A 25,655-nucleotide genomic window follows, 5' to 3' on the forward strand; every position below is an offset into this window, starting at 1 on the left:
GCAATGCGACCATGACGGCGACCGCCCATGCGGAGCGCATACGCGCGGCCAAGCGCGCGGAGGCCCACCAGATAGGGATCGACGATATCTCGATCAGCCTGCTGGTCGATCGCTTTTACGACCGTATCCAGACCGACGATCTGCTGGGGCCAATCTTTGCCCAGCACGTCGCCGACTGGTCACAGCATCTCCCGCGGATGAAGGGATTCTGGGCCTCGATCATGATCGAGCCGGGCCGTTTTAGAGGCAGTCCGATGCAGAAGCACATTGCGCTCGGCATCCTCACCAAGGCCCATTTCGATCGCTGGCTGGCGCTGTGGGATGAGACCGTTGCACAGAACGTTGCGAGCCCCGCAGCGGCAGAAAGATTTCACACGTCGGCGCACCGGATTGCCGACAGCCTGCTGACCGGAGTGCTGGCGCAGCGCGGCGGGCTGGCGGCTTTGCGCGCACGGTCACCAAAGCTTGCACCCCTGGAGACGAAACCATGACGCTCACCCCTTATGCATCCTCGCCAGTGTTCGACGATCAATCGCTGCCCGATAAGCTGCGCAACGACCATCGCACCAAGGACGGGACCTGGGGGCTGTTGCGGGTGCTGGAAGGCGAGGTGCGGTTGATCTTCACCGAACCGCATCGTGAGGTGTTGGTCACGCCAGACATGCCTGCACCGATTGCGCCACTGGCGACGCATTACGTGGTCCCGCTGGGCAAGATGACGATGCAAGTCGAGTTCTACCGGTCAGAGCCGGTGCTGGATGGCGACCAGATGACCGAGCCGTCCGGTGGATGACTTCACAATCGCTCGCGTCGTCCATGTCGTGGCGGTGCTGTTCTGGATCGGTGGCGTCGGCTTTGTCACCTGGGTGGTGATGCCGGCCATCCGGCATAGCGAGAGCGAAGCCGACAGGCTGGGGAAATTCCACGCGATCGAGGGGCGCTTTGCCTGGCAGGCAAAGATCTGGGTGCTGCTCGGCGGCGCCAGCGGCTTCTGGATGGTGCACCGGGCCGGGATGTGGAGCCGCTTTGCCGAGCTCCACTTCTGGTGGATGCATGCGATGGTCGCGCTCTGGGCGGTGTTCACGCTGATGCTGTTCGTGGTCGAGCCATTGTTCCTGCACCGCCGCCTTGCAACCTCGCAGACCCCGCAGGCCGATTTCCAGCGCATGGAGCGCGTACACCACATCCTGATCGTGCTGGCCTTGATCACGCTGGCGGGTGCTATCGGCGGCAGCCACGGCCTGTTTTGACACGCGGTTTCGACAACCAATATCCATAAGGAGGACATAATGAGCAGAATATTGAGCGCCGAGACCAAGGCCATCGTCAATTCGACCGCACCTGCGCTGCAACAGCATGGGGTGGCGATCACCCAGCGGATGTACGAGCGTCTGTTCGTCGATCCCGCAGTCAAGGCCATGTTCGATGAGGCCGCGCAGGAAAGCGGAGAACAGCCGCGCCGTCTTGCCGCAGCCATTCTCGCCTATGCGCAAAACATCGACAAGCTCGAAGCCTTGACCGCACCGGTGATGCGCATGGCGGCGCGGCATGTTGAAACAGGCGTCAAGCCCGAGCACTATCCGATAGTCGCTGACGCCCTGCTGCCCGCAATCCGCGACATTCTGGGCGATGCAGCCACCGACGAGGTCCTGTCGGCCTGGGGCGAGGCCTATTGGGCGCTGGCCGAAATCCTGATCGGCAAGGAAGCGGCGCTTTACACGCAAAGACCAAGCGATTGAAAAACCAGAGGCAGACTGTTGAACTAGCAAGTACTCTTTGCCTAGGATTCCCGTGAATCCTTGCTCAGACACCCTTGACGCCCATGCACCGTTGTGGGAGCAGATACGTATCGGGACTGAAGCAACCTCCCGATCAGGCTGTTCAGGCCCAAGCGTTGCCTCTGGTCTGCCTCGTGATGCGGGGCGGCAATATGGGGACCGTGTTTGGCAGCGAACGTGTCAACAGATATTCCTGATTTCCGCCAGCTCGTGCGCGTCTTCGCGCGCATCGGCTGCCTGAGCTTCGGCGGCCCCGCCGGGCAGATTGCGCTGATGCATGGCGAGATTGTCGAGAAGCACAAATGGGTCGATGAGGAGCAGTATCTCCACGCGCTCAATTTCTGCCATCTGTTGCCCGGCCCCGAGGCGCAACAGTTGGCGACGTGGATTGGTTGGCGGCTGCACGGACTGAAGGGCGGCCTTGCAGCTGGGCTTCTGTTTGTCATCCCCGGCGCGCTGATCATGCTGGCGCTCTCGTCGCTCTATGCGCTGGCGGCGAACCTCGACTGGTTTGCGGCGCTGTTCCTGGGGATCAAGGCTGCGGTGCTGGCCATTGTTGTGCAAGCGCTGATCCGCATCGGTGGCCGCGCGCTCAACACGCGGTTCAAACAGGCGCTGGCGGTTGCGGCGTTCCTGGCGCTGTTCCTGTTCAACCTGCCTTTCCCTCTCGTCCTGCTCGGCGCAGGAGCGATGGGCATGATCGTAGCGGCCTATCGTCCCGACTGGCTTGCGCTCAAATCCGGCTCAGGCACAGATGCCTCACCTCGGCCGTCGTTCGCCGTCATGTCGCGCACGGTGCTGCTATGGCTCGCGATCTGGGCGGTGCCTATGGTGCTGGTGCTGGTGATCCTGGGTCAGGATCATGTTCTGTGGGACGTCGGCGTCTTCTTTTCGCAGCTCGCCATTGTCACCTTTGGCGGCGCTTATGCCGTGCTCGCCTATATAGCGCAGGAAGCGATGCAGACTTATGGATGGTTGCATGCCGGTGAGATGGCCGATGGCCTGGGTCTTGCTGAGACGACGCCGGGTCCTCTGATCCTGGTGACACAACGCGTCGGGTTCCTTGCCGCGTTCCGATCGCCCGAACCGTTCTCGCCGATCGTCGCGGGCATTTTCGGCGCTGCCCTCACCACCTGGGTGACGTTCGCGCCGTGCTTCCTGTGGATATTCACCTTCGCCCCATGGATCGAACGGTTGCAGCACGCGACACGCCTCAAGGGTGGCCTTGCCGCGCTGACAGCAGCCGTGGTCGGCGTGATCGCCAACCTCTCAGTCTGGTTTGCGCTGCACGTGCTGTTCGCTCGCGCGACAATAGCGGTCGTCGGACCGATGCAGCTCAACCTGCCCGACTGGGCAACCTTCGACTGGCGTGCGGGCGTGCTATCCGTGCTGGCGGCTGTCATACTGTTTGCGCTGAAGTGGAGCATCTTTCGCATGCTCGCCGTTCTTGCCGTAGCTGGCCTGGCTCTGGGTAGTCTTTGATCAAGGGAAATGACATATGACCGAAGTTGACCGCCGCAGCGCCATGGGGATCGTGGGTGTTGGCTTGGCTGCAGCCGCCGCAGGTGCCCCCGCATCTGCGCAAACGCCAGCCCTGTCGCCAGCCTTCGCGGGCAATCACAAGCCAGTGCCGCTGGCGTTCGATCCTGCCAAGCTCATCGGCCTGTCCGAAAAGCTCATCCGCTCACACTACGATAACAACTACATCGGGTCAGTGCGCACGCTGAACATGATCGAGGGTCGGTTGGCGGCGTCGCTGGCGGACAAGGACTTTCCCGCGATCGTTTATGGCGGGCTCAAGCGCGAGGAACTGCACCGCACCGGGTCAGTGATTCTGCATGAGCAGTATTTTGGTGCACTCGGCGGCGATGGTGCGGCGGCGGGAGAAGTGCAGAAGGCCATAGCAGCGGCCTTCGGCTCGTTCGCGGCGTGGGATACGGAGTTCAGGCGCACCGCGATGTCGCTGGCCGGCGGATCGGGCTGGTGCGTTCTGGCGTGGAATCTCCACACCGCCAGTCTGCACAATTACTGGGCTTGGGATCACATGCACCAGCCTGTCGCCAGCGTGCCGCTGATCGCGCTCGACATGTATGAGCATGCCTATCACATGGACTATGGCACGGCGGCCGCGAAATACGTCGATGCGTTCATGGCCAACCTGAATTGGGAGGAAATCGATCGCAGGTATCGCCGCGTGGCGCGGCAAGCTGAACCAGTTCTGCTCGATTGAACGCCTTTCGATATGCCGCACAGGTCATGCGAACACGGATTGTCGGCTTTTGGTAGTGCTGGTCATTCGGCATGCTGCGGAGAAACGACGGCTTAGTCCCAGACCCGGTCAATTGGACCATGCAGCGTGCTCAAAAACACGCACTACAGAAATCTCTCACCCGCATGGTTCTCGAACAGCGCTGCGTCGCGGACATAGCCAAGCAGCACCTCGACCTTTTTCTGCCGCGATACCTCCTGCATCTTCGGCAATGAGGCCCCCGCCTTGGCTGCCTCGGTCAGGAACCCTGAGCGTAGCGAGTGGGCACCGAATGCGGCAGGATCGAGCCCAACCTTTTCGGCGTAACGCTGGATCAGGCGGGCAACCGAGCGATCCGACATGGGCTCCTTGGTCATCATACCTTGTGCGTCGGTGCGGTAAAACAAAGGTCCAGCCTCCCCTCCCCTAACGCTGAGCCATTCGTTGAGGCGCGCGGCGGGCTTTAGCACCTTACCAGAAGGCACCGCGATGACCTGCCCTGCGCCCTCCTGGTCGGTTTTCGAATGCCGGATCGTCAATTTGAGACCCTCCCGCACCAGCTCAAGGTCAGCCAGCTGTAGCGCGACAAGTTCGGAACGCCGGAGCGCCGCCGCCAACCCCAGTACCATGACCGCTCGGTCGCGGATCGCTCGCGGACTCTGGCCTTCGGCAGCTGCAATCATCCGCGCAAGATCGGCCGCCAGAATTGCGCTCTTCTTGCGCGTCGGCCGAGCACGTTGCTCACGTCGGATCCCAGCAAGTGTGTCAGCAATCACATCACGTGGGTCGCGATGCTGGGGTGCGACCTGTCCCGCCTGCCTGTGATGCCAGGCGATGGCCGCAAGGTGCCGCCCGATGGTGCTGTCCGCCCTCCCCGCCTGCGCCAGCGAGGCAAGGTATGTGGCAACTGCCTCCGGCATGGCAGGCATAGGCTCAAGATCGCGCGTCCAGCACCATTCCTCGAACTGCCGCCAGTCACTGTCATAGGCCCGCACAGTGTTGGCCGCCTTGGATCGCGCCCGGTACGAGCGTGCCGCTTCGATCTCAGCTGCGAGCTGCGGCGGGATCGCATTCCCCAGCGGCGAAAGCGCGACTTCATCTGAAAGCCCCAAAGCCCTGCTGCTGTCATTGTCCACGGCGACACTCCTCAAGCTTCATTGCCGCTGGTGTGCCCTATCCCTGCGTTGGGCGCGGGCGTCATCGCGGCCAATTCAGGCTGCTTTATATCGAATGCCTTATCGTCCGTGAAGGGCTCTTATCGGACAGCAAAGGCACCGTACAAGCTGGGTATACTTTTTAAGCCATTTATATACTATCTGGCCGATGGTATCTGCCCCAGCACCCTGGCAACTGACGCTTGCCCGCATCGAAGGCGCCCTCCCCTTCATCTCGCCCGAGCTGTCCGAATGCCTTGCGCTGGCCTCACTCCGGCGCCTCTGGCGCGTGCATGTGCGCGACTATCCGTTTGATAATCTTGGAATTGAACACGATCCGGGGCTCGAGGCTGACGAGCTTGTGCGCTCGTGGTATTCCGAAGAACGCCGTCAGTTCTTGTCGTGGATCAGCCGGCGAGGCCACCCTCCCCTCGCCCATGCCGCCAAGCTGGTCATGGCCGCCAAAAGTCACTCCGAAGGATTCAGCGAGACATACAGGCCTGCTGATCGCGCGCTCGAACGGCTCGATGCGCTGCTGCCGAGCCGCGATCCGATGGGCGCCCTTCTTGAATGGCTGGCGGAACTGCGAACTGAGGAAATCGACTTTCTTGAAGGCGGCAGCGAGATGGTCCAGGTCAGTGGGTTCGCGGTCACACGTTCGGCGCCCCGGGGGGCGGCCTGGGCTGCGTCGTTCGCGGTCGCCATGCGGCCACACTTGTTTGGGCTGGGGTCGGCACCAATGGCGCTTGCTGGGGTCATGCCGCGGGCTGTGTTTCGTGAACTCCATGAAGAGCCCTTGCCCGTTGTGCTTCGCGCGGCGCTTCAGGTAGCCAGCGAAAAGGCTGAGGTAGATTTGCGCTTCCTGCGAAGGGCTGTCGTTCGGGCCGACGAGGTACTTTCTGGGCTATACGCCTCTTCGACTGCTCCGCAAACCTGGCGAATGATCGTCAGCTTGGGCCCACTTACCCGAGCTGAGCTCGCTCGGGGACTGGGTGTAACGAAGCGCACCGCTTCTCAATCGGTAGCTTCGCTTCAGGAGGCAAGTATGGCGCTCCTTCGGCAGACCGACGGCGCTATATTGCCGGCCAGTGCTGATCTAGAACGGCACGAATAGCCTCTTCCGCTTCCTCCCGTGTCGCGCCGCCCTTATTCAGCAACGTGACACGGACGCCCTTACGGTCAGCCCCATCGATCCGAAGCACTGGTTTCCCACTGGCACTGGCCACGGTTTCAGGCTTTCCTGACTTCTTGGGGGATCCTGACTTCTTGGGGGGGTCTGCCGCGAGAGCAAGCGCCTTAATTACCTCAATCACAGACATCGACTTGCCAGTCTGCTCGCGCTCTGCAGCAAGACGTTCCGCCTCACGGAAAGCGCGCTCCCGTCGATCATCAGGCTTGAGGAGCGCTTTGAGCGCAATCGCATTGCGAATGCCAAGCTCCTGCGGATTGGCAAATGCTCTGGTTAGCCCATCTGGCAGCCGTGCCAGATCGAGATACCGCGTTAGCCAGCTTTCGGAGACTTTGAGCCTTTCTGCCATCGTCTTCTGCCGACCATCGTAATAGGCCGTCAGGGCGCGCAGATAGTCTTTTGCGCGTTCGAGATCGGTAAGATCATCCCTCGCCCGGTTTTCGATGTCAGCGAGCCTGAAGGCCTCTTCATCGCCCATCTCGCGTACATCGACGAGAAACTTGAAGTCTGGATAGTTGTGCGAGCGCAGCCAGCTGATCGACCAGTGTCGGCGCGCGCCGCAAATAACCTCAAACTCAAACCCGTCATCTCCGGACAGACGACGGACGATCGCGGGTATCTCCTGGCGCCCTTGAGCCTTGATACTCTCAATGAGGTCCGCGCAGCGTTCCTCATTAAGCAGGGCGTAGTCGCGGTTATGGCCTGCCCACATACGGCATTTTGCTGGGTCAACAAGCTCATGTGTGCGAGAGACGATTGCTCCCGAGGCCAGGTCAGCAAGACGGTTTGAGCGCCCCGTAAGGACGTTTGAGGCAATGCTCGATCTACGAGGGGCAGCAGTATCCTCGGTCAGGTCAATACCCGCCGCCAGATCGGCCGCAAAACCACTGTTCTTCCTACTCATGCAAGCCTCCCATTAGCAGAATTGCACGCGTGCAATTTTCCAGCGGCTCATACCAAAGCCTCCTGACGGAGGCGCTTCTGATGGCTGGGCCACATCGATCGAATATCAACTTCGATTTCCGAATTCACGCCATCAAGATAGTTCAGGCAGCGGTTGCGAACCGCCGAACTCGTGGCAGGGCCATCAAGCTCATAGACTGTCATCAGCCGCGCCGTAGCATTATCAATCTCTGCCGAGTCCTTGAGAGGCGTGCGAACCATCGCATGGCCGAATAGCGTACGCATCAGCTGCAAAAGCTCTTTCTGCATCGATTTGTTTTCATCGACCTTGGACGCGACAAAGCGGAGGAACTTCAACTCTGGAGCGAGGCCACGGTCTGCCAGCTGCTCAATCGTTTCATCTAGCATCGAGAGAAATGCTGCCGTCGAGGAGAAATCCATAACAGTCGGCGGAACCGGCACGACCAATGCGTTAGCGGCCCGCAGCACGGACAGCGAGATCGCCCCGAGGGCCGGCGGCGGATCCATCACCACGACATCGAACCGATCCGATATGCTCTCGATTCCCTCCTTCAGGCGGTCAAGAAGCGCGCCGTTCCCCTGCGCCATCCGTGCGGCTAGTTCGTATTCGGAGTTGAACAAACGAAGGTTGGCGGGAATGAGCTCCAGACCGTCGAAGTGAGTCTTGCGGAGCGCGTAGTCCAGAGATGATCGCTCCCCCTCACGAAGGAACGGATAAAGGGTATCATCTTCGGTGAGGTCGAGATCGGGCACATACCCAAAAAGGGTCGTCGCCGAGGCTTGGCTATCGCAATCGACGAGCGCAACACGGTAGCCTCTGATGGCCAGATACTGAGCGAGATGAACGGCCAAAGTCGACTTACCAACACCTCCCTTGAAGTTCTGAACAGCCACGACACAGCAGGGATCGTTTGGAGCCCGATAGGGTCTTGTCCCAAACACGCCGCGCATGTCGTTCAGCTGGGCAAGCGTATATCTCTCTCGCCTGTTGTTGTCGGTCCTCGCAGGCTCTGGCAGGCGGCCGTCCTTTTCCGCATCACGGATAGCAGCCGGCGTACGGCCCACAAGTTCGGCCGCTTTCCCGATTGTAAAGGTTGGCTCGCGCCGGTCATCTGCCCTAGCGCTTCGCGCGGAATCCCGGAGCTTTTCGAGTACCGAGGAGGTTCGACTGGCCAGCGTCGCGACCGAGACCAACCGCTCGGCTTCTTCAATCTGAAGTCCGTTTGACACATGCCTTCCTTTCGCAATTCCGCATGTGCTACACCGACTTGCGCTTTTCGGTCAAGAAAATCATGAATTTCGAAAGTTGGAGCGCGTTATCGGTGAGAAATCTGGGCCGCCGCGCCCTATCCTGACTCGGTGGGGGCTTCGAAAATTGCACGCGTGCAATTTCTGTCGTTCAGGGTCGGCCCCGGCGATTGAACCACCCCTCACAAAACCCTTTCCAGGCGGCGATCAATTTCGCACCGCGAAGCTTCTCCAAACGCTCACCCATATGCTCGCGAAAGCCGTTGGCGATCAGATCTACGTCCCAACCACCGCCATGTCTGCGGCCAATCTCAAGGAGGTCGTCATGACCAAAGCGCAGCGTTCCCACTGGAAATGTCGCCTCGGATGGCTTCTTGGCTGAGACTGCTCCACGCGGTGCCGGAATAGCCCCCTGCCCCACTGTAACGCTCTCTACAGCCCCATCACGCCTCGCCTGGCGTCCAGCTGAATGACGATCAAGCTCGTCGACGGTCTCAAGCACCTCCGGCGCGCTTTTGGGCTCGAACCGGAACTCGATCTCCGTGACTGTTCGACCCTGCCTGATTTCCCGCCATTCAACACGGAAGTGAGCAAGCTGGTCAATTTCGGATTTCGCCTTCTCCAGAACCTTGCGCCGAAGTTGAGCGAAGTCTGTGTAAACATCTGGTGGAATACCCAATGCTGCGCGCAGCGCCTGCATGTCTCCCCGCCAAGTTGCTTGTCGACGATGAAGCCGAAGTGCCCCCAGCTCATACAGCTTCAAGGCGTAGTTCGAACGAAAGCCAAGTACCGCCTGCCGATTGAGCACAGCATAGGTTTCGGATGCCTGGATGAGCTTGCGAGCATCAGGGGTGAATTCCCACTCGATCCATCCAGTCTCGCCGCCCTCCTCATCTGTCTCCTCCTTCGACCGCGAGATCAGGGAGAACAGGAGCGTCGCCTTCTTTCCCCGCCAGGATTTATCATCGACGGCAAACAGCGTTCGGTGCAGTTCCTGAAGCATGTCGGTAATCCGCTCATTGCCCTTGTGGCCTCGCCGAATGTCCGCCTTACGTATGCGGTGAGGGCGATCCTCCCAGGCGTCACCCCCAGCTGTGAGGATCATGAGAGCAAGTAGTCGCGAAGCTGTCAGACTGAGAGATTCGCCTTTGACAAACTTGATTTCGATGATGCTGCCTGGCTTGGCGAACTCGTCGCCGCCCTTTGCCTTCAATGCGGCAGCAACCCGCATCGCACGGCCAGGGGATCCTACCTCGGGCTTCTCTTCAGGAGCCTCGGCTATTGGGCTAACATCCGTTTCCATGCCATATTGCGATCAAAGCTTGATTCTTGGTATGCCGATTGCTGCCTGACCTGACCTCATCAGTCAAGTCAGGTCAGGATCGAGAGATGGCCGCAGCCCCCAAGAGGTCAGGATTGAGTCGGTCGCATCGCGGGTCTGAATCGCCCAAGAAACCGCGAGTCGATTGGTTCTCCAGCAGGGCTTAAAATCGCGCTTGATTTTGATGCCTGCGAGACACAAAAATCCGGCCAAGCGGGCGACGCATCAACAGATGGACGGCTGCCCCCAAAAGGTCAGGAAGGCCCCAGAAGGTCAGGTGAGTTCCCCCGGCAAGTCAGGGTTAAGCCCCCGGCAAGTCAGGTAAAATCCCCCAACTGGTCAGGCAAACCAGCGTAGGCAACTGATTTCACTACCAATTTACGCTCCGAATCTGAATCTTTAGAATCATGAATCCTTCCGCTGCAAGCAGCGGCGTTTTTTTATGATTGTTTTTGGAGATTACGAAACGTCGCGAGGAGCATTCTCGGCTCAGATCAACAAAACATCCATGCACCCGTTCTAAAACACGAGGCTGTGGTCAATCGCCTAAATGAATCACAGACGCTCCTGTGATTCAGATTTCCAGTTGGACCGAATGCTCAGCCTTCTGCCACCGGTTTCATATGGAGACGCCGAAGAACCAGTCGTGGCATTGGCAAGCAGTAGACCCGTCCCGCAACGTCGCGCGCGACTATCACCTCTGGGTTGAGACCGATCTGTTTGGCTGGACAACCGTTGAGCGGCGCTGGGGACGAATTGGTACGAAAGGGCAGGGGGTGACCACCAGCTTTCCGGACAGAAGACAGGCAGACACAATCGCACAGCAGATCCGGATCCGGCGCGAAAGCGCATTCAAGCGGATTGGTGTTCGCTACCAGGCAGTCGAGTGACGTCCCTCGACAAGTAGGCGGCTCTTCAGAGCTGAACACTTCTCCATAAAACACCTCAGCTTCGCCAAAGGGGGAGGGGGAGGACCTGATGCGGTTCAGCATCAGGAGCAGACCGTGACCGAACTTTTTGAACAATCCAGCCAGAAGCTGGACGCAGCAATCACCGAAATCCAGCACACCATCGCCATCGGAATGGCGAACAAGCAACGCCTGTTTGAGACAATGCGCAAGCTCTACGGGGAGGGCTCCGCAAATGGCGCCTGGAGCCAGAGGGACGCTTTCGACCTGCTCGAAGCGGCATTGACGCGCCACATGGGCCGACTGCTGAACAAACCTCAGATGCTGACCCAGATTTCGGAGATCAGTGCGCTTATCGAGGCACTGCCAACACATACGGTCAGAAGTGAAAACCAAATCAGGTTCCAGCAATTCTCGACGCCCGCAGACCTCGCAAGCCTGGCCGTGATTTTGGCGCAACCGCTCGCAACCGATATCGTTCTTGAACCGAGCGCCGGACATGGCGCTCTTGTGGCAACTTTGCCCGATGTCAGCGCATTGCATCTCAACGAAATCGATCTGCGCAGGCGTGAGAAGCTGGCACTGCTGTTCCCCCAGGCCACCACAACGGGGATCGATGGAGCCATGCTGGCTTCGCATCTCGACGCGGCTGTGCAGCCAAGCCTCATCTTGATGAATCCGCCGTTCTCCCGGTCAATGGGACGAGGGGCAGACGAGTTCGCAGCGGTGCGTCACCTGCGCGCTGCCATAACGCGCCTCAGGCAAGGGGGACGGATCGTCGCGATCATGCCGGACTGGTTCACGACGAGCGCAAAGCTTGCGAAAATCTACGAAGACACCTTTGCCTCTTGCACGGTCCGCACATCCATCCGGCTCGATAAATGCTATCACAAGCAGGGCACCAACGTGGCCGTGCGCTTGTACGTGATCGACAAAATCCCGGGGCAGATCAAACCTGCAGTTTTGGCGCGGCAGACAGTTGCAGACGTCGCGTCTGCGGTTCCAATCATCAAACGCGTGACAGTCCAGCCCGACTGCGAACCGCGCGCGGTGCCGCCGAAAGCAAAGCCGGGTGCGCTCTTCAAAGCCATGCGGGCAACGCCGATCACAAAGCCCGTCAAAGCGAGGCCGGCCCAAACCCCCAAAATCGCAGCGCTGGTGTTCAGTACCTTGGACAAGCCGCGCGTTCTCGGTGAGCAAAGCGGGGTCTACATCCCGTACCGGCCAAGCCGGGTCGACATTGTTGGTGCACGCGAGCATCCGACGCCGCTCGTCGAAAGTGTGGCCATGGGCTCGATCCCGGCACCTGTTCCGGATTATGTCCCGGCGCTGCAGGATCGGGTCTTGCAAGAAAGCCTGCTCTCCGAGGCCCAGATCGAAACTGTCATCTATGCCGGGAAGCCGCAGCGCGAAGCAGGTTTGAAAGCACCAAGCAGCGGTTCTTCAACCAGTTGCTGCTGTCGATGAAGCTGCCCACCCTGATCGCTGCCATCAATCTCCATCTGGACCGCGATGAGGTGGTTGTCGTTCAACTGGTTTCGACCGCCGAAAGCATCCTCGATCGCCGTCTCGACAGCCTCTCGCCAGAAGAGCGCGCCGAGCTCGACCTCGACCTCAGCCCGCTCGACGCGGTGATCGAGTACCTTGAGCGCGCCTTCCCCACGCAACAGATGCAGGTATTCGTCGATGATACCGGCACCCAGCGCTCGGCACCGATGTTCGACGAGGAAGGCCGTCCAGTCCACAACCAGACTGCGATCGCCCGCCGCAGCGAGATGATCGAGCATCTGTGCGCCATGCCGCCGATCAAGCCAGCGCTGGACGGGATCATCGAGCACTATGGACCGGAGAAGGTCGCCGAGGTGACCGGGCGCAGCAAGCGGCTCATAAACCAGAGCGACGGCCAGCAGCGTCTCGAGACCCGCTCGCCGCGGACGAACCAGTCCGAGACAGACCAGTTCATGGATGGCAGGAAGCCCATCCTTGTCTTTAGCGATGCGGGCGGCACCGGACGGTCCTATCACGCCAGCCTTGATGCAGCTTGCCAGAAGCGGCGCATCCACTTCCTGCTTGAGCCTGGATGGCGAGCCGACCGCGCCATCCAGGGGCTGGGCCGAACGCACCGGACTCATCAAGCCAACACACCGCTGTTCCGCCCGGTGACCACGAACTGTAAGGGGGAACTACGGTTCACAAGCACCATTGCGCGCAGGCTCGACAGCTTGGGGGCGCTGACGCGAGGCCAACGACAGACGGGCGGGCAGAACCTCTCTGATCCTGCCGACAATCTCGAAAGCGAATATGCCAAGGCGGCTCTCTCGACCTGGTTTGCCTTGCTGGCGGATGGCAAGCTGAAGAGCGCAACGCTGATCGATTTCCAGCGCCGTAGCGGGCTCAAGATTGTCTCGGAAGACGGCATTCTCGAAGAGGACCTTCCGCCGATCCAGCGCTGGCTCAACCGCATCCTCGCGCTGCCGATCGGAATGCAGAATGCGATCTTCGAGGAATTTCTGGGGTTGGTCGAAGCGCGGGTGTCAGCAGCGCGCGAGGCCGGTTCGCTCGATGTTGGTGTCGAAACCCTGCGGGTTGAACATGCCGAGGTTGTCGAAGACATGGTCCTGCGGACCGACGGGCGAACAGGCGCCACGTCACACTTGCTGCAGCTGGCTCTCAAGACGAGAGCGCGGCCGATCTCGCTAGAGCGTGTCCTTGAGCGCCGCGACTACGCCGACGGCTGCATTCTGCTCCAAAACACCAAGAGCGGGAAAGCGGCCTTGGCCGAACCTTCGCGGCACTTTATGACCGAGCAAGGTGAGCTGATCAGGCGGGTTATTCTCCATCGTCCCATGCGGCGGGAATACCACCACTTCGATGACCTTGCGGAATCGGCTTGGGAGGACGCTCCCCGCCGAACCTTCGAAAAGCTGTGGCAAAGCGAGGTTGCGGAGCTTGCCGAACGGCTAACGACAGAGACCGTATACCTTGCGACCGGACTTCTCCTGCCGATCTGGTCGAGCTTGCCTATCGACTATCTGGAGGTCCGCCGTATCGTGGACGAAGAGGGCGGAAGCTGGCTCGGCCGCATGGTCCACGAGCTCGATGTGCCGAAACTGCTCGAGAAATTCGACATTGCCTCTACCATTGAACTAACCCCGGATACGATCATCAAGGCGCTTAGCGAAGGCCGGTCGATCCCGATCAAGCAGCCGTTCGAGGCGACCATCAAATGCTCGCGCGTGGCAGGCGAGCAGCGCTACGAAATCGTCGGCGCACCCGCCGAGCAGTTGCCCTGGCTCAAGAGCATCGGCTGTTTCACGGAGATCATCGCGTTTCGCACGCGAGCGTTCATCCCGGCAATGGCAGCGCCGTCGGTGATCAGCGCGCTGTTTCGAGAATGAGTAGCTGGGAACATCAACGCCGAGTTTTTGCTGTGACCTTACGGCCCACAACCTTCTTCTTAGCATGCACCATCAGCACAGCATGGGATGACGATAAGTGGGACACCGCCTAAATGATTTAGGGTTCAAACCCAATCAGATGGTTTGAAGCGCGCCGGTGTCCCGACCGAAGTTTCCGACAAGGTGAGGGCGCTGGAACGCGAGGTCCGCGAGTTAGGACAAGCCAACGAGATTCTGCGCAAGGCGTCAGCACATTTTGCGCAGGCGGAGCTCCACCGCCCGTTCCGGCGATGATCGCGTTCATTGACGATCAGCGCGATGCCTATGGGGTCGAGCCGATCTGCCGCGTCCTGCCGATCGCCCCATCCACCTACCACGAGCGGGTCGCGCAGCGACAGGATCCGACACGCTTCTCGGCGCGGTCGCGGCAAGGTCTGGCGGCAGATGATACGGGAGGGCGTGCCCGTCGCCCGCTGTACGGTCGCGCGACTGATGCGCGAGATGGGCCTGGCAGGCGTGATCCGGGGCAAGCCGGTGCGCACCGTGATCAGCGACAAGGCGGCGCCTTGCCCGCTCGATCACGTCAACCGCCAGTTCTACGCGCCAGCGCCGAACATGGTGTGGGTGTCTGACTTCACTTATGTCGCGACCTGGGCGGGGTTCGTCTACGTCGCCTTCGTCATCGATACCTATGCTCGGCGGATCGTCGGCTGGCGGGCCAGCAGGACGGCGCATGCCAGCTTCGTCCTCGATGCGCTGGAACAGGCGCTTCACGATCGCCGGCCGACCCATCGGGGCGGCCTCATCCATCATAGCGACCGCGGATCGCAATACGTGTCCATCAAATACACCGAACGCCTCGCCGAGGCCGGGATCGAGCCCTCAGTTGGCAGCGTCGGCGACAGCTACAACAACGCTTTAGCCGAGACGATCAACGGCCTTTACAAAGCCGAGGTCATCCATCGTCGTGGACCCTGGCGACCCTTCGAAGCGGTGGAATACGCGACCCTCGAATGGGTCGATTGGTTCAACCATCGCCGGCTGCTGGAGCCCATCGGCAACATGCGGCCTGCCGAAGCCGAAGATCAATATTATGCTGCCGCAGACAACATCGATATGGCAGCGTGCCTCACAACCCAACGCCTCCGGCAGACCCGGCGCGGTTCAATCACCTTTATTCAGTATGTTTAAAGCTTATTCGGTGGTAGCGATTGGCGGTGGCCTAGATCTGGGCGGGAGAGAGACGATGACAATGCGTTTCCTGAAGCTGGTAGCTGTGGTCGCGGCGCCGGTCGCCCTTCTGGGCGGTTGCGCGACGACGCCCACACCTGCGCGCCTTGCCTATTACAAGGTTCCCTGCAATACACCGGGTGCGGTAATCGCCGAGCCTATCGTCTTAGACGATCCGGCGGCGCCGATCCCCGCTCCAAGCACCCCGGCAACTCCCGCTGCCTCGCCGCGCCTCTGCGTCATCGCCGTAAGCGATTCGCGCTCGGGCTACGCCGTCGGATATGGTGGTTATGGCGCATACGGTCGAGGTTATGGTCGACCGTATTTTGGGTCGGTCGGTATCGGGTTCGGGTTTGGTTCGCATCGCGGCAGTCACTTCGGTGGTTATCGCGGCGGGCATGGGCGCCGCCACTAGGCACTGTCGTGCTGCGGGCGAGTCCGCATAAGGCAGCGTTCGACAAACTACTGCCGGATTGTAGCCATCTTGCACACGGGCTGCCCGCCCGCCCCGCCCATTGAGCAGCTTTCAGGCCGCGACGAACGACTCGCATCCTGGATCGATGCTACGCGCGAGGCCATGATACTTGGGTTGTGCGAGGATCGGGATAGCGCGGCAGCGCCTTGGGACTCCGGTGGCGGCCGGACAGCGGGCTGCCGCGGACGCGCAGGCCGATGGTGCTGCTGGACGGTCCCGAACCAGCGTTGGTCGCTTGACTTCGCCTCTGACAGCCTGATCTGCGGTCGGCGCTTCCGTATCCGGTGCGTGGTCGATGACATCACGCGCGAGTGGCTGGCGCTGGTGGCTGATACGTCGCTGTCGGGCGGAAGGGTGGCACGGGAACTGACCAGCTTGACCGGCATACACGGCAAGCTACGCACGGTGGTCAGCGACAATGGGCCACAGCGTAGTTGATCTAGCTACCCTCGTGCATGGTACGAAGTCGCTTCGGCGCTTCAATGCAAGAGGATGACCGATGTCGATTGATGCAGGATTGGACGTGAGTGACAAGACAAAGCACATTTGCGTGGTCGATGTCGAAGGTAGAGCTGTGCGGCGAGATGTTGTCGTCAGCGATCCCGATGTCCTGGCAAGGTGGCTCAACCGGCATTACCTGGATCTCGCGCGCGTGGTGCTCGAGACGGGTACATTATCGACATTTCTATACCACGGATTGATCGAACGCGGCGTCAAGGTTGAGTGCATCTGTGCGCGGCACGCCAAGGGTGTTCTTTCCGCGCGGGTCAACAAAAGCGACGGCCACGATGCAGAAGGAGTCGCGCAGCTGGCACGCACTGGCTGGTATAAACGCGTCCACATGAAGGCATTAGCCACTCACATCGACAGGGCAGCTCTGCGCATCCGGTCGCAGCTGATCACAGCGCGGACGTCGATGGCCAACCAGCTGCGTGAATCCAATCGTCTGTTGAATGACCGGACAAAGACAGATGACGTCTGCACCGGCTGATGAGCGTCCCTGGCGTCGGACCGATTACCGCGCTCACTTTTACCTCGACCATCGAAGATCCGCACCGTTTTGTGATGTCGGCGCCGACGCAGGGTTCGTACCCCGACGTAGTCAGTCTGGAGAACGCGACATCAATAGCCACATCTCCACGGCAGGAGACCCTATGTTGCGTAAGGCGCTTTATGAAGCCGCCAACTCCGCGTTGTTCCAGTTGAAACGGCCATTCGCCCTTCAGCTTTGGGGAGGGAAAATGGCCGGAGCTAAAGGCGCAAAGCGTGCTGGAACGTTCGTTACACCAAAGCTCCTGCATTACTCCATACGCTTTGGTTGAACGAGACTGAGTTTCGTTGGGCCTGATCCCGGCGTCCCTCATTCCGATCAGCCATGCCCCGGACGATCTCGTCAGCTAAGTAGAGGGTCAAACCTCGTATGGGACTCAGAGAAGTCCACCTACTCCGCTCGTCCGCGATCATGAAGGCTCGGACACAGTGCTTCTTCCGCTGCCCGATGACCCCGAAGACAACCATTGGCGAACGAGAAGAAGGAAGAAAAATGCCAAAATCAATGAGACAACTGAGCTGACCTCGCCGGCCATACTGCGCTGGTCGCAGGAGCGGCGGGTCGAGCGCCACTACATCGTGCCGGGCAAGCCGATGCAGAACAGCTTCGTCGATAGCATCAACGGCCGCCTGCGGGACGAATGCCTGAACGAGACCCTGTTCACCTCGCTGGCCCACACTCGGTACATGCTGGCCGCTTGGCGGCACGATTACAACACCATCAGGCCACACTCGAAACTAGGCGGGAAGACGCCCGCCGAGATCGCCGACAAACATGCCTGGGGGCATGCCCCCAGACACGTTTGCCATCCCATCAAACAATCATCATGAAGGAGCGAGACTCTACCTCTGACTGATAACAATCAGGGGAGCACGTCACTGGTATTACGCCGCATGGTCGGCTGGTCGATGAGCGATGCGATCACGGCGCGACTGGTCAGCGATGCACTGGCTATGGCTATCTGGCGAATTGAGTGAGCGTGCGGTACCCAACGCTTAGGCTCCTCCTTTGGCGCGATGAGGCAGTAACGGACAGGCCTGCCGCAAGCCTTCTCGGCGGGTTTTAATCCCGAGCCCTCGCGCGTACTCAGTACCGCCTCTGGCGATCGGTCCGCAATGACATGCAGCATTGCTCGCGACGTCTGGGGCGGGGCCGGTGTCAAGTCGGCCGCCGGCGCGACCGGCTCGCAGGGCAGAGCCAAGCGGTACCTGAGGGCACTCACGGGCCTTTGGCCCACAATCCCGGCGAAACAGTTTGCTAATATTAAAAAGACAGTTTAATCGCTAATGAGAACCACTATTAGATATGTCGGAGACGTACGTTGCCTGGTTTTATAAATGTTGGGCCTATGGCTGCAATCGCTGTGACGATCTCGTCTCCGGTGCTCGCCCAAAATGTCGCTGTCGACAATGTCGCCGACAGTAAGACACCGGAAATCATTGTGATCGGAAACGATGAGAGCCTGCTAGAAATCGCGGGTTCAGGTTCGATTGTCACGCGCGAGGATCTAGATCGGAGCCGCGTCCTGACGGTAAACGATGCGTTGCGCCAAGTGGCCGGTGTCTTTCCGCGTGACGAGGAGGGGACGGGGGCGCGGCCCAACATCGGGATCAGGGGATTGAACCCGACGCGGTCTACCAAGGTTCTGTTGCTCGAAGACGGGATCCCACTGGCTTTCGCACCATATGGCGACAACGCCAGTTATTATCATCCGCCGCTGAGCCGGTTTGATCGCATCGAAGTATTGAAGGGCGCTTCGCAGGTGCGGTTCGGTCCGCAGACCATTGGCGGTGTTATCAACTACATCACACCGCGAGCCCCGGAGACGGTTGAGGGCAAGCTGTCGTTGCAGGGTGGCAACCGGAACGGACTCGCCGCAGACGCGCAGATCGGTGGGCCGGTAATGGGCGGACGCGCCTTCCTCACCGCTGATCATCGTCAGGCTGCGGGGAGCAGGGACAATCAGTTGCTCCGGTTCACCGACCTGTTCGCCAAGGGCGAATGGGATTTGTCGTCAGATCAGCAGCTAGTTTTGAAGGCAAGCTGGTTCCGTGAGCGGTCGGACATCACCTATTCAGGGGTCACGCGTGCAGAATTCGCGGCTGCGCCACGCGGCAACCCGTTCCCGCGCGGCAGCGACACATTTTCTGCCGATCGCTATGGCCTTTCGGCGGCCCATGGCTGGACACTCGCCAATGGTATCAGCCTGCGGACGGTGGCTTATTGGCAACGGTTTGACCGCGACTGGTGGCGACAGTCCTCGAACTCCACCCAGCGCCCCTCCGATGCTTCGGATCCGCTATGTGGCGGCATGGCCAACCTGTTGACCGTGTGCGGCAACGAGGGAAGGCTTCGAAACTACGATACCTGGGGTGTCGAAACGCGAATCACGCTGGGGCATCGCGACGGGTTGGGGCTTGGCTTTGGCGGACAAACCGAAATCGGCATCCGGTACCATGACGAACGACAGCGCCGTCGCCAGGTCAACGGCGACGCGGCCGCATCCCGGGTGGCTGGGAGTAGCGTCAATGGCGGCCTGCGCGAAAATCAGCTTCGCAATGCGTCGGCATGGTCGGGATTCGTGCAGTCCACATTTGAGTTCGGGAGGCTTGCGATCATCCCGGGCGCGAGGGTTGAAGCAATCGATTTTCGTCGCCGCAACCTGCCAGTCGACGTTCTGATCGGTGGTAGGCCGTCGGGTGGGCTGACGGCCGAGACCGCCGGCACAAGCAAATTACAAAAAATCATCCCGGGGATCGGGGCGACATTCGATCTTGCCGATGGCATCATTGCTTACGGCGGCATCCATCGCGGTTTCGCGCCACCGCGGGTGGAAGATGTCATCACAAGCGCCGGTGGTTCTGTCGATCTCGATGCAGAGTTGAGCTGGAACTGGGAACTAGGCATGCGCGGGACGCTGGTTCGTGGACTGTACGCGGACGCAACCTTCTTCGTGATGGACTTTGAAAATCAGATTGTGCCTCAATCTGTCGCCGGGGGAACCGGGGCCACGTTGACGTCGGCAGGCCGCACGTTGCATCGCGGTGGCGAGTTCTCGTTAAAAGCGTCGAGTTCGGATGCGGGACTGACCAGCGAGACTGATTTCTTTGCTCGTATGGCTGCGACCTGGGTGCCGACAGCGCGCTATGCATCGACCCGTATCGCCACGGCACCGTGCCTTGACGGCGGGGCGGTGGGAACGATGGTGGCGACAGGCAGCGGACCTGTGGCGTGTGGGATCGCCCGTAACGTGGAGGGCAACCGGCTTCCCTATAGTCCTCGAGTCCTGTTGAGCGCAGCGGTCGGCATTGCCCGTCAGGGCTTTACAGGCCAGATCGAGGTCGTTGGCCAATCTGCAATGTTCGCCGATGACGTTAATCTGCTGCCCGTGACGCCCGACGGCCAGCGCGGACGCATACCCGGCTGGACCACGGCAAACCTCGCGCTCAGCTATGGCCCTCCTAAGGGCAAGTGGGAGATTTTTGCAAGCGCGCACAACGTTTTCGACCGATTGACAATCGTCGATCGTTCGCGCGGCATTTTGCCGGGCGTTCCGCGCACGGTGCGTCTTGGCGTGTCGCTTCGCATGTGAGCACGAGAATAGGACGCGGGTGAGCACACGCAGCGTTACCATTGCACGTCTCTCGTGCGAACGCTCGTTCGCCAGAGGTAAAAACGGGTCAATTTGAAACCTCCTATTGAGCCAAGGTTTTCAGCGGGTTGGAGGGCATCAAAGTCTGCGTGTGAATGGTCGTTGACGCTATGGGTGAAATTCATCTCGACGAAATTCAAAGGTAAACTCGCCCGCGATCATGCTCGTGGTCTGATCCCCACATTTTCCTTCAGATTTGAGTAAAATCCGGCCCTCTGGAACGAGTCGACAGGATGAAACGCAGCATGTTCAGCGAAGAGCAGCTCATCCTGATATTGAAGGAGCAGGCGGCTGTTGTGCCAACAGCGGATGTCTGCCGGCGGCTCAGGGTCAGCAGCGCGACCCGCTACAAGTGGAACGCCAAGGTCGGAGGCTTGGAGGTATCTAAGGCCAAGCGCCTGCAGCAGTTAGAAGACGAGATCGCCAAGCTGAAGAAGCTACTGGTGGAGGCAATGCTGGATAACGCGATGCTTAAGGAGATCACCGTAAAAAAGGTAGTCCCATTTGCCAGGCGAGAAGCAGTGGCTCACCTCGAACAGGTATTCGAGGTGAGCCAGCGGCGGGCGAGTAATGTGCTGGGCGTGGACCGGACGATGGTTCGGTATCGCAGCCGGCGAGGCGATGATGGGGCGATCCGGGAACGGATGCGTGGCCTTGCGGCGGAGCGTCGCCGGTTTGGCTATCGCCGCCTGCATTGGCTGCTGGGACGCGAGGGCAGCATGATCAACCACAAGAAGTTTCGCCCATTGTATCGGGAGGAACGGCTGCAGGTGCGCAGGCGCGGCGGTCGCAAACGGGCGCTTGGCACACGGGCACCGATGACGATCCCACAAGGCGGCAACCAGCGCTGGTCGCTCGACTTCGTGTCGGATGCCTTCGCTTGTGGGCGCCGGTTTCGCATTTTTGCGGTGGTCGATGACTTCACCCGCGAGTGTGTCCGGCTTATCGCCGACACCTCGATCTCGGGCCTTCGGGTTGCGCGGGAGTTGGACTGGGCGATTGCCGAGAGAGCGCGTCCGGCGATGATTGTCAGCGACAATCCTGTCCTGAGCGAAGTCGAAGGGGGCACCAAGCTGACCAGTATGGCGATCCTGCGCTGGTCCAAGGAACGCAACGTCGAGTGGCACCATATCGCGCGGGGCAAGCCCCAACAGAACGGGTTCATCGAGAGCTTCAATGCCCGTGTGCGCGACGAATGTCTCAACAAGACCATTTTCACCAGCCTGCCACAGGCCGAGTCAGTGCTTACGGCCTGGCGGCACGATTACAACTATCACCGGCCCCATTCGGGCCCGGGCAACATGACCCCAGGCGAGATGGCAGCCAGTCCGGTTGTCACCACGCCCGCGGATGCACATCAATCGGGCAACCGGCTCTACTGATAGGTGGAGGAACGTTGGGGCTCAGACCACGAGCTATCATTGAATTGCGCGCCGTACACAGCAGCATCACCCCGACCAGACCCAGTTCTACCGCCAGCAATCCGCCATACGTTGTGAAGAATAACGTCGAGCCAGCGCCAGACGAAAATTATTTCGGCGATGACAAGGACCGTCACGGCCACCAGCCCGACCAGCGCGATATTGACCCTCGCGAAGCAATGCATGCAATAAAGCAGCAACGCTGAGTCATCGTGCTCTGGTTGCGGTGCTCGGTGTAGTGAGCGCAAGAAAGCCAGCCATCTTCAAATCCTGACCTTCAGCGTGACATAGGCCGAGGGTGGCTGATTAGGCTCGACGACCGAACAGCCGAGATGTTCGAGTTTTATGGACCCCGCCCGGGCGGCGTGCCGAGGCTTCCGCCATAGAGCGTCGCAGTTGGTCCCTTGTAAGGTCAGGATCGCCCCCGAGAAAGGGAGCCCGGAGTTCGACTACATCGTGGTGGCGATCGGCGCCGAGCTGAACTATCTGTACAAAGAGACGATGGGCCCAAGGGCGCGGCTAAATTTCGCAACGACGACCACCAATGAGCAGCGGCTGAGTGCCCCACCACAGTCGCGACATTGTCGGCTAGCGCGCCAATAAGCGAACGGATCAGCCCCGATCCCCAGCGCCTCCGCGCAGTGCGTCAAGCACCCGACAGTCTTCGACGCTCGTCCGGCCGCAACCTTCAAGTGCGTCGACCAGAACCGTCTCGAGCACCTTCAGGTCGGCAATCTTGCCGCGCACTTCGGTCAGGTGCGATATCGCGATTTTGTCGACTTCGGCGCAGGAAGCGTCCTGCCGACGTTCGGAAAGCATCAAAAGGTTGCGAATGGAATCCAGGGAGAAGCCGAGCTCGCGCCCCTTTCGAATGAACGCCAGTCGGTCAAGATGCGGATGTCCGTAGACGCGGTGCCCGCCGGCCGTTCGTGCTGGCTCAGGCAACATGCCGATGCCCTCATAATAACGGATCGTCACGACACGGCAGCCAGTCTGGCGCCCGAGTTCGCCGATGGAAAAACTGTCGCGCATATTCCTCTTGAACCTATAGCTACTGTAGGTCCTATAGGGGATTTCTGCCTCGCTGCCAATCAGATTGGATCGACGATGAAGGAATGCTGCCCTGGTGTCGCTGACCACCAAAGTCAGCCCACTCCGGACATGGCTGGGGAGCTGGCGCCAATCGCCCCTTCTTCGTTCGCTCTCTCGCTAGGCGCACAAGGCGATTGCTGCTCCGGCAGTGGAGCACGTCCTGAAGTCGAGTGGCCGGTAACAAAATCCGCAGTTGATGCCTCCGGACATGCCGCAGGAGACGATTGCTGCTCCGCCAAGGAGCAGGAGATCGCCGCGCTTGGAGCGCATGCCGACGTGAAGCGGAACTTGCAGATCGTGCTCGCGATCAACCTCGCCATGTTCTTCGCCGAGTTTACTGCGGGCATTCTTGCCCGATCCACCGCTCTGATGGCCGATTCTGTCGACATGCTCGGTGACGCGCTTGTCTATATTCTCAGCCTCTACGCCCTCAATCGAAGCCTGCGCTGGAGAGCCGGCGCTGCGGTCGCGAAAGGCGGGATCATAGCCGTCTTCGGGGTCTGGGTGTTCGTCGAGGTCATCCTGAAACTGGCAGGTGGGACCGTTCCCGTCGCGCAGACGATGGGCATTTTCGGATTGATCGCGCTCGTCGCCAATCTGACCTGCCTCGCGCTTCTCTACCGCTTCCGAAATCGCGACGTGAACATGTCGAGCACGTTCGAATGTTCGCGCAACGACGTCATCGCGAACGCCGGGGTGCTCGTGGCGGCGACCGGTGTCTATGCGTTCCGCGCCAGCTGGCCGGACATCGTCGTCGGAAGCATCATCGCCTTGCTGTTCTTCCGTCCGGCGATCCGCGTGCTTCGCGAGGCCTGGCCGCAATTCAGGTCGGGACGCCCGCAAACCGCGGTGCCCTTGGATTGATCGGAGCGCATTGTGACTTCTGTTCATCGCGCGGATCGAAACGCCTGGCTGATGCTCGCGGCCGCCTGGGTCGTCGCCCTGCTCGCAAGCCTGGGCGCGTTGTTCGTCGGGGAGGTGATGGGTCAGGCACCTTGCGTGCTTTGCTGGTTTCAGCGCGCCTTCATGTTTCCGCTGGCGATCGTGCTCGCGGTCGCGGTTCATGTTTCGGACATGCGGGTGTGGCGTTATGCGCTTCCACTAGCGGGTCTCGGATGGGCCATCGCGCTGTATCATAGCCTGCTTTATCTGGGACTGATCGCGGAACCGGTCCGGCCATGTGGCGCCGGTCCCTCGTGCTCGAGCGCCCATATAGTCATTTTCGGGGCTGTGCCTCTCCCTCTCGTCTCGCTCGGTGCTTTCACCGCCGTCGCTGTCCTCCTTATCCTCTCTCGCAGGAGCGCTAACTTATGAACAGGAAGGTTCTGGTCCCGATGACTCTCACCCTTGGCGCAGCGGCCTTCGTGGCTGGCATCTTTCTCTTCAATGGCTCCGTCGGGAACGTCGGGGCCTCGAATGTGGTTGCGGGGAATGCCACCGCGCCCGGTGCTTCCGCCGCAACCTCGGGCCTGAAGGCTCAGGGCCTGCCGAGCGAAACGCTCGTGCGCGCCCATTCCCCTGTGATTGGCCCCCGCAACGCGCCGGTTACGATCGTCGAGTTCTTCGATCCGTCCTGCGAAGCCTGTCGCGCCTTCTACCCCGAAGTGAAGCAGATCATGGCACGCTATCCGAACGAGGTGCGGTTGGTCGTGCGCTACGCACCGAACCACCCGGGGTCTGAAGAGGCTGTGCGCATTCTCGAAGCGGCGCGCCCGCAGAACCTGTATGTTCCGGTGCTTGAGGCCGTGCTCGCCCAGCAGCCGCAATGGCACGATGGCAACATGGAGAGCGCGTGGTCAGCCGCAGCTGCGGCCGGGCTGAACGTCGAGCGCGCCAGGGCCGCGCTGAACGCCCCTGCGGTGACGGCGAACATGCAGCAGGATATCGCGGACGGCCAAGCCCTCGGCGTCAAGGGAACGCCTACCTACTTCGTCAACGGCACGCCATTGATCGAGTTCGGGCTGCCGCAGCTTGAGGCGCTGATCCGCGCTGAAGTGGAAGCCCGCCGCCGATGATCGCGATCACCTGCGCCGTGTTCAACGGGTTCGGGCGATGAGCCGCCGAATGACATTGGGCATTGCGGCCCTCGCGCTTGTTCTTGTCCTGGCCGCGGCGGCAGCTCTGACGATTGGCTGTAGTCCGATGGGGCCCCTGCCGGCCCCAATTGGCGCTCTTGAAAGAGAGGTGGTCGGCGGGCCATTCAGGTTGACCGATCAGGAAGGGCGGGTGGTAACTAGCGACAGCTTCCGAGGCCGCTACCGGCTCAAGTATTTAGGCTTCACCTTCTGCCCGACATCTGCCCCACCGATGTCCAGAAGATGAGTAAGGCTCTGCGGCTGTTCGAGCAGCGCGATCCAGCGCGCGCGGCACGCATCCAGCCGATCATGGTGACCATCGATCCGGAGCGTGACACGCCCGAGGTTTTGAAGCAGTTCGTAGGTAACTTCCATCCGCGGCTAATCGGTCTCACCGTAAGCGGTGTTTTCAGCCCACGTCGATCCAAGGCATGAGGTCGCCGACGCTGTTTGCGGGATGACCATCGGCAAGCTTGGCGAGCGTCTCGGTC

23 protein-coding genes, 5 pseudogenes and 1 other annotated feature are annotated in these 25,655 nt (G+C 60.5%); of the genes and pseudogenes, 22 read left to right on the top strand and 6 right to left on the bottom strand.

The window, feature by feature from the left end:
* Positions 1-11: 11 nt before the first annotated feature.
* The 6 genes from C7451_RS17855 (at position 12) to C7451_RS17880 (ending at position 4,008) form a co-directional block, all read left to right on the top strand.
* Positions 12-491, top strand: coding sequence for a group III truncated hemoglobin (locus C7451_RS17855; RefSeq protein ID WP_066214129.1), 480 nt, complete (start codon positions 12-14; stop codon positions 489-491).
* On the top strand, positions 488-793 hold the full coding sequence (locus C7451_RS17860; protein ID WP_110300254.1) for a TehB family protein: 306 nt from the start codon (positions 488-490) through the stop codon (positions 791-793). Before C7451_RS17855 ends, C7451_RS17860 begins: the two co-directional genes overlap by 4 nt.
* Positions 786-1,250 carry a hypothetical protein gene (locus C7451_RS17865; RefSeq protein WP_110300255.1) on the top strand — a complete coding sequence of 155 codons (465 nt, stop codon included), beginning with the start codon at positions 786-788 and terminating at the stop codon, positions 1,248-1,250. The genes C7451_RS17860 and C7451_RS17865 overlap by 8 nt, the downstream gene beginning before the upstream one ends.
* A gap of 39 nt (positions 1,251-1,289) precedes the next feature.
* The gene (locus tag C7451_RS17870; RefSeq protein WP_066214120.1) at positions 1,290-1,739 is read left to right on the top strand and encodes a globin domain-containing protein; all 450 of its coding nucleotides are present in this window, start codon (positions 1,290-1,292) and stop codon (positions 1,737-1,739) included.
* Between the two features lie 216 nt (positions 1,740-1,955).
* On the top strand, positions 1,956-3,260 hold the full coding sequence (chrA, locus tag C7451_RS17875) for a chromate efflux transporter (RefSeq protein ID WP_110300270.1): 1,305 nt from the start codon (positions 1,956-1,958) through the stop codon (positions 3,258-3,260).
* A gap of 16 nt (positions 3,261-3,276) precedes the next feature.
* Entirely contained in the window at positions 3,277-4,008 is a 732-nt protein-coding gene (locus tag C7451_RS17880; RefSeq protein ID WP_110300256.1) for a superoxide dismutase, read from the top strand.
* 143 nt (positions 4,009-4,151) lie between these two features.
* Here C7451_RS17880 and C7451_RS17885 read toward each other — a convergent pair whose 3' ends face one another.
* Entirely contained in the window at positions 4,152-5,162 is a 1,011-nt protein-coding gene (locus tag C7451_RS17885) for a site-specific integrase (protein WP_244182021.1), read from the bottom strand.
* A 187-nt stretch (positions 5,163-5,349) separates the two neighbouring features.
* Between C7451_RS17885 and C7451_RS17890 the strand changes: the two genes are divergently transcribed.
* Positions 5,350-6,294 carry a hypothetical protein gene (locus tag C7451_RS17890; protein WP_110300258.1) on the top strand — a complete coding sequence of 315 codons (945 nt, stop codon included), beginning with the start codon at positions 5,350-5,352 and terminating at the stop codon, positions 6,292-6,294.
* On the opposite strand, the gene C7451_RS17895 is transcribed toward C7451_RS17890, so the two are convergent.
* The 3 genes from C7451_RS17895 to C7451_RS17905 form a co-directional block, all read right to left on the bottom strand.
* Positions 6,254-7,273 carry a ParB/RepB/Spo0J family partition protein gene (locus C7451_RS17895; RefSeq protein ID WP_110300259.1) on the bottom strand — a complete coding sequence of 340 codons (1,020 nt, stop codon included), beginning with the start codon at positions 7,271-7,273 and terminating at the stop codon, positions 6,254-6,256. The two genes, C7451_RS17890 and C7451_RS17895, sit on opposite strands and share 41 nt — an antisense overlap.
* A 47-nt stretch (positions 7,274-7,320) precedes the next feature.
* On the bottom strand, positions 7,321-8,523 hold the full coding sequence (locus tag C7451_RS17900; RefSeq protein ID WP_058456845.1) for an AAA family ATPase: 1,203 nt from the start codon (positions 8,521-8,523) through the stop codon (positions 7,321-7,323).
* Between the two features lie 169 nt (positions 8,524-8,692).
* Positions 8,693-9,772, bottom strand: coding sequence for a replication initiation protein (locus C7451_RS17905; protein ID WP_110300271.1), 1,080 nt, complete (start codon positions 9,770-9,772; stop codon positions 8,693-8,695).
* Between the two features lie 659 nt (positions 9,773-10,431).
* On the opposite strand from C7451_RS17905, the gene C7451_RS17910 reads away from it, so the two are divergent.
* Together C7451_RS17910 and C7451_RS20315 are read left to right on the top strand one after the other, a co-directional pair.
* Positions 10,432-10,752: a WGR domain-containing protein gene (locus C7451_RS17910; protein ID WP_244182022.1), complete on the top strand. Its 321-nt coding sequence runs from the start codon at positions 10,432-10,434 to the stop codon at positions 10,750-10,752.
* A gap of 114 nt (positions 10,753-10,866) precedes the next feature.
* Positions 10,867-12,237 carry a strawberry notch-like NTP hydrolase domain-containing protein gene (locus C7451_RS20315; RefSeq protein WP_110300260.1) on the top strand — a complete coding sequence of 457 codons (1,371 nt, stop codon included), beginning with the start codon at positions 10,867-10,869 and terminating at the stop codon, positions 12,235-12,237.
* Here C7451_RS20315 and C7451_RS20320 read toward each other — a convergent pair.
* Positions 12,159-12,557, bottom strand: a complete 399-nt coding sequence (locus C7451_RS20320) for a hypothetical protein (protein ID WP_244182023.1) — start codon at positions 12,555-12,557, stop codon at positions 12,159-12,161. The two genes, C7451_RS20315 and C7451_RS20320, sit on opposite strands and share 79 nt — an antisense overlap.
* Here C7451_RS20320 and C7451_RS20325 point away from each other — a divergent pair.
* From C7451_RS20325 to C7451_RS17955, 9 genes and pseudogenes are all read left to right on the top strand, one after another.
* Positions 12,546-14,168 (top strand): strawberry notch C-terminal domain-containing protein, encoded by a 1,623-nt coding sequence (locus C7451_RS20325; protein WP_244182024.1) that lies wholly within the window; start codon positions 12,546-12,548, stop codon positions 14,166-14,168. The two genes, C7451_RS20320 and C7451_RS20325, sit on opposite strands and share 12 nt — an antisense overlap.
* Positions 14,169-14,294: 126 nt before the next feature.
* Positions 14,295-15,356, top strand: a pseudogene (locus tag C7451_RS17925) (hypothetical protein); the annotation flags it as partial.
* Positions 14,417-14,533, top strand: a sequence feature (AL1L pseudoknot). (Overlaps the previous pseudogene by 117 nt.)
* 58 nt (positions 15,357-15,414) lie before the next feature.
* Positions 15,415-15,813: a hypothetical protein gene (locus C7451_RS17930; RefSeq protein WP_110300261.1), complete on the top strand. Its 399-nt coding sequence runs from the start codon at positions 15,415-15,417 to the stop codon at positions 15,811-15,813.
* A 276-nt stretch (positions 15,814-16,089) separates the two neighbouring features.
* Positions 16,090-16,302 (top strand): annotated as a pseudogene (locus C7451_RS20330) (IS3 family transposase); the annotation flags it as partial.
* Positions 16,303-16,372: 70 nt separating this feature from the next.
* Positions 16,373-16,864 (top strand): IS110 family transposase, encoded by a 492-nt coding sequence (locus C7451_RS17935; RefSeq protein ID WP_110300262.1) that lies wholly within the window; start codon positions 16,373-16,375, stop codon positions 16,862-16,864.
* Positions 16,865-16,958: 94 nt separating this feature from the next.
* Positions 16,959-17,195: pseudogene (locus tag C7451_RS20525) on the top strand (transposase); the annotation flags it as partial.
* Between the two features lie 241 nt (positions 17,196-17,436).
* Positions 17,437-17,776: pseudogene (locus tag C7451_RS17945) on the top strand (integrase core domain-containing protein); the annotation flags it as partial.
* Between the two features lie 496 nt (positions 17,777-18,272).
* On the top strand, positions 18,273-20,516 hold the full coding sequence (locus C7451_RS17950; RefSeq protein ID WP_110300264.1) for a TonB-dependent receptor family protein: 2,244 nt from the start codon (positions 18,273-18,275) through the stop codon (positions 20,514-20,516).
* Positions 20,517-20,809: 293 nt separating this feature from the next.
* A complete protein-coding gene (locus C7451_RS17955; RefSeq protein ID WP_244182025.1) occupies positions 20,810-21,958 on the top strand; it encodes an IS3 family transposase in 1,149 nt (382 codons plus the stop codon).
* Positions 21,959-22,609: 651 nt separating this feature from the next.
* Here C7451_RS17955 and C7451_RS17970 read toward each other — a convergent pair.
* The gene (locus C7451_RS17970) at positions 22,610-23,029 is read right to left on the bottom strand and encodes a MerR family transcriptional regulator (RefSeq protein WP_110300267.1); all 420 of its coding nucleotides are present in this window, start codon (positions 23,027-23,029) and stop codon (positions 22,610-22,612) included.
* A 75-nt stretch (positions 23,030-23,104) separates the two neighbouring features.
* Between C7451_RS17970 and C7451_RS17975 the strand changes: the two genes are divergently transcribed.
* The 4 genes and pseudogenes from C7451_RS17975 (at position 23,105) to C7451_RS17990 (ending at position 25,599) form a co-directional block, all read left to right on the top strand.
* Positions 23,105-23,953 (top strand): cation efflux transmembrane domain-containing protein, encoded by an 849-nt coding sequence (locus C7451_RS17975; RefSeq protein WP_244182026.1) that lies wholly within the window; start codon positions 23,105-23,107, stop codon positions 23,951-23,953.
* A 51-nt stretch (positions 23,954-24,004) separates the two neighbouring features.
* Complete coding sequence (locus C7451_RS17980; RefSeq protein WP_110300268.1) at positions 24,005-24,403, top strand: disulfide bond formation protein B; 399 nt, start codon at positions 24,005-24,007, stop codon at positions 24,401-24,403.
* A complete protein-coding gene (locus C7451_RS17985) occupies positions 24,400-25,104 on the top strand; it encodes a DsbA family protein (protein ID WP_110300269.1) in 705 nt (234 codons plus the stop codon). The genes C7451_RS17980 and C7451_RS17985 overlap by 4 nt, the downstream gene beginning before the upstream one ends.
* Positions 25,105-25,231: 127 nt before the next feature.
* Positions 25,232-25,599 (top strand): annotated as a pseudogene (locus C7451_RS17990) (SCO family protein).
* Positions 25,600-25,655: the final 56 nt, after the last annotated feature.

Origin of the sequence: Blastomonas natatoria (genome assembly GCF_003201955.1) — a bacterium.
Classification (GTDB): domain Bacteria; phylum Pseudomonadota; class Alphaproteobacteria; order Sphingomonadales; family Sphingomonadaceae; genus Blastomonas; species Blastomonas natatoria.